Annotated in this window: 4 protein-coding genes and 1 pseudogene; 2 read left to right on the top strand and 3 right to left on the bottom strand. The window is 66.2% G+C overall.

Annotated elements, in window-relative coordinates; all coding sequences use genetic code 11:
- A partial coding sequence (locus ADBZ5N_RS18465) for a DUF3297 family protein (protein WP_526259988.1) occupies nucleotides 1–141 on the bottom strand: 141 nt, incomplete at its 3' end.
- Nucleotides 142–290: 149 nt separating this feature from the next.
- Between ADBZ5N_RS18465 and ADBZ5N_RS18460 the strand changes: the two are divergent.
- A pseudogene (locus tag ADBZ5N_RS18460) lies at nucleotides 291–413 on the top strand (CAP domain-containing protein); the annotation flags it as partial.
- A gap of 158 nt (nucleotides 414–571) precedes the next feature.
- On the opposite strand, the gene ADBZ5N_RS18455 reads toward ADBZ5N_RS18460, so the two are convergent.
- A complete protein-coding gene (locus tag ADBZ5N_RS18455) occupies nucleotides 572–706 on the bottom strand; it encodes a hypothetical protein (RefSeq protein ID WP_526259984.1) in 135 nt (44 codons plus the stop codon).
- Between the two features lie 137 nt (nucleotides 707–843).
- Between ADBZ5N_RS18455 and ADBZ5N_RS18450 the strand changes: the two genes are divergently transcribed.
- Nucleotides 844–2,520, top strand: coding sequence for an alpha-keto acid decarboxylase family protein (locus tag ADBZ5N_RS18450; protein ID WP_526259982.1), 1,677 nt, complete (start codon nucleotides 844–846; stop codon nucleotides 2,518–2,520).
- Between the two features lie 147 nt (nucleotides 2,521–2,667).
- On the opposite strand, the gene ADBZ5N_RS18445 is transcribed toward ADBZ5N_RS18450, so the two are convergent.
- Nucleotides 2,668–2,831, bottom strand: a 164-nt coding sequence (locus ADBZ5N_RS18445) for an SDR family oxidoreductase (protein WP_526259986.1), incomplete at its 5' end; no start/stop codon positions are given.

Genomic DNA, 2,831 nt, shown 5'->3' with positions numbered 1-2,831 from the left:
GTATTCGAGAACATTGGTCGTCTCGACGCCGTTGAAACGAATGCCCACGCCACGAAGAAGCACCTCTTCGCTGTAGAACGGGCTGCCCGGATCGCTGGACAGGTGATTCGGTGGGACGTCATGGGTCTGATCCTCGGACATGCTGGCTTTCGTTGAAGGGTGCGGCTGGGTCCGGCAAAATCTACCCTGATCAGCCAGTTCTGTTGCAAAGAAGGAGAACATCCCCTGAACAGGCAGGTTGCGGGCATGGTCCCGGTCCGGCGGCGTCACAGGAGTTCACACGAGTTCGAATCCGAAGACCAGCCGGCTTCGCGGCATCGACCGCATCCGGTGCCCGCGCCGACAACTCCCGCCTTAACAACGGCGTCGGGGCGAACATTTACACCATTCAGCACCAAGCGGGGTGCACCGACTTGCGAGGTGCCTTCCCGCTGGACGATCAGATCGTAGACAGATCCGGTTACTCGTTGCAGGAGAGCCACTTTCGCGTTAGCAACACTCAGCTATGTGGGAATTCCGCGGAGAGTCCGGGCTGGAGGGAAGCGGGCCTTGCCCGAAAATGCCCTGCGCCTCAGCGCTTTTTGGGATGCAAGACCGTCTCGGTCGAAGAGGAATGATCCTCTTTGGCCTTTTTCGCGGCGCGTTTCTCCTTCAGGGACTTACCGGACTTTTTCGCCATCGCTTGGCGGGGAGACTTGTCAGCCACTGCTGGCCCCTCTTCATTAAGGGGGCCTGAACGGTCCCGATCTTCTGACCCTACGTGCATAACGGTCATCTGCACATACCACTGTCCTGGTCAGGGTGGTCGTCGCCAGCCTTCGCAGGCGGCGATAGGTTGGCGGCATGGCCCGCCACAGCGACTACACCGTCGGCGACTACCTGCTCGACCGGCTCGCCGAACTCGGCGTCACCCACCTGTTCGGCCTGCCGGGTGACTTCAACCTCGAATTCCTCGACCACGTGCTGGCTCACCGCTCGATCCGTTGGGTCGGCGGCGCCAACGAGCTCAACGCCGGTTACGCCGCCGACGGCTACGGCCGGCTGCACGGGATCGCCGCGCTGCTGACGACGTTCGGTGTCGGCGAACTGTCCGCGGCCAACGCCGTCGCCGGCAGCTACGCCGAGCACGTCCCGGTGGTCCACATCGTCGGTGCCCCCTCCAAGGACGCCCAGGCCGCCCGCCGGGTGGTCCACCACTCACTCGGCGACGGGGACTTTCAGCATTTCCTTCGGATGGCCCGCGAAATCACCTGCGCTCAAGCCGATCTCGAACCGGCCACGGCCACTCGGGAGATCGACCGAGTGCTCTCCGAGGTGCGGGAGCGCAAGCGGCCGGGATACCTGCTGCTGGCCACCGACGTCGCCCGTTTCGCCGTCGAGCCTCCCGCTGCGCCGCTGCCCAGGTATTCCGGGGGCACCAGTCCCCGGGCGCTGGCGCTCTTCACCGAGGCGGCGCGCGCGCTCATCGCCGAGCATCAGGTGACGGTCCTTGCCGATCTGCTGGTGCACCGGCTCAACGCCGTCGCGCACCTTGAGGAGCTGCTGAGCGCTGACACCGTCCCCTACGCCACGCTGATGTGGGGCAAGAGCCTGCTCGACGAGAGTTCGCCGAACTTCCTCGGCATCTACGCCGGCGCGGAAAGCAGCGATTCGGTGCGCCGCGCCGTCGAGGAGGCACCCGTATTGGTCACCGCCGGCGTCAAGTTCACCGACCTGGTCAGCGGGTTCTTCAGCCAGCGGATCGACCCGTCCCGGACCATCGACATCGGTGCGGTGCAGTCCACGGTGGCCGGGCAGATGTTCGCCCCGATCGACATCAGCGCCACACTGTCGGCGCTGGCCGCCATCCTGCGTGAGCGGGGCATCACCTCCCCGGCGATGGCCGCTCCCGGTGACGCAGCACTTGGGCCGCTGCCGCCGCCGGATGCCGAACTGAGCCAAACCTATTTGTGGGACAGGCTTTCTCAAGCGTTGACACCAGGCAACATCGTCGTCGCCGACCAGGGCACCTGCTTTTACGGCATGGCCGATCACCGGCTGCCCAACGGCGTCACCTTCATCGGCCAACCGCTGTGGGGCTCGATCGGCTACACCCTGCCCGCCGCGCTCGGCGCCGCGCTGGCCGCTCCGGGCCGGCGCGTGGTGCTGCTCATCGGCGATGGCGCCGCGCAGCTCACCGTGCAGGAGATCGGGGTGATGGCCCGGGAAGGCATTGCGCCGGTGATCGTCGTTGTCAACAACGGCGGCTACACGGTCGAGCGGGCCATTCACGGGCCCGACGCCTACTACAACGACATCGTCAGCTGGCGCTGGACGGAGTTGCCCCGCGCACTGGGCGTCCCCGACGCGCTCACCTACATCGTGCGCACCTGCGGCGAGCTTGACCGTGCACTGGCCGACGCGGCCGCCCACCGCGATCAGATGGTCTTGGTGGAAGCTGTTCTCCGCCCCGACGACGTGCCGCCGCTGTTAGCGGACCTGGCCCGGGCCGCGGCTGCGGCCAACAGCAGGTCGGGGTAGAGCACGGTCGTCAGAAGCCCTGTGAAAAAGGCAAGTCCGTGACGGGCGCCGGCCGCATAGAGGTTCAGATCTGCTCCGGGCGACCGGTGCTGGGAGTTCCGCCGTTGAGACCAGCACTGCCGGTTCGATGATGGCGCACAACCGGACTCACAGGCAGTCCGAGGCGCCGTCGACGACGAAGACCGCCCCGCTGGTGTAGGCGCTGTTCTCGGTGCACAGAAAGGCCACCGTGGCCGCCACCTCGTCAGGGGTACCCATCCGGCGCAGCGGGATGTGCGCCAGCTCCCCGTCGAGCAGTGGCCGGTAGGAGT

The organism is Mycobacterium sp. (genome assembly GCF_044370595.1).
GTDB lineage: Bacteria > Actinomycetota > Actinomycetes > Mycobacteriales > Mycobacteriaceae > Mycobacterium.
This window is presented reverse-complemented; position numbering and strand designations above follow the sequence as displayed.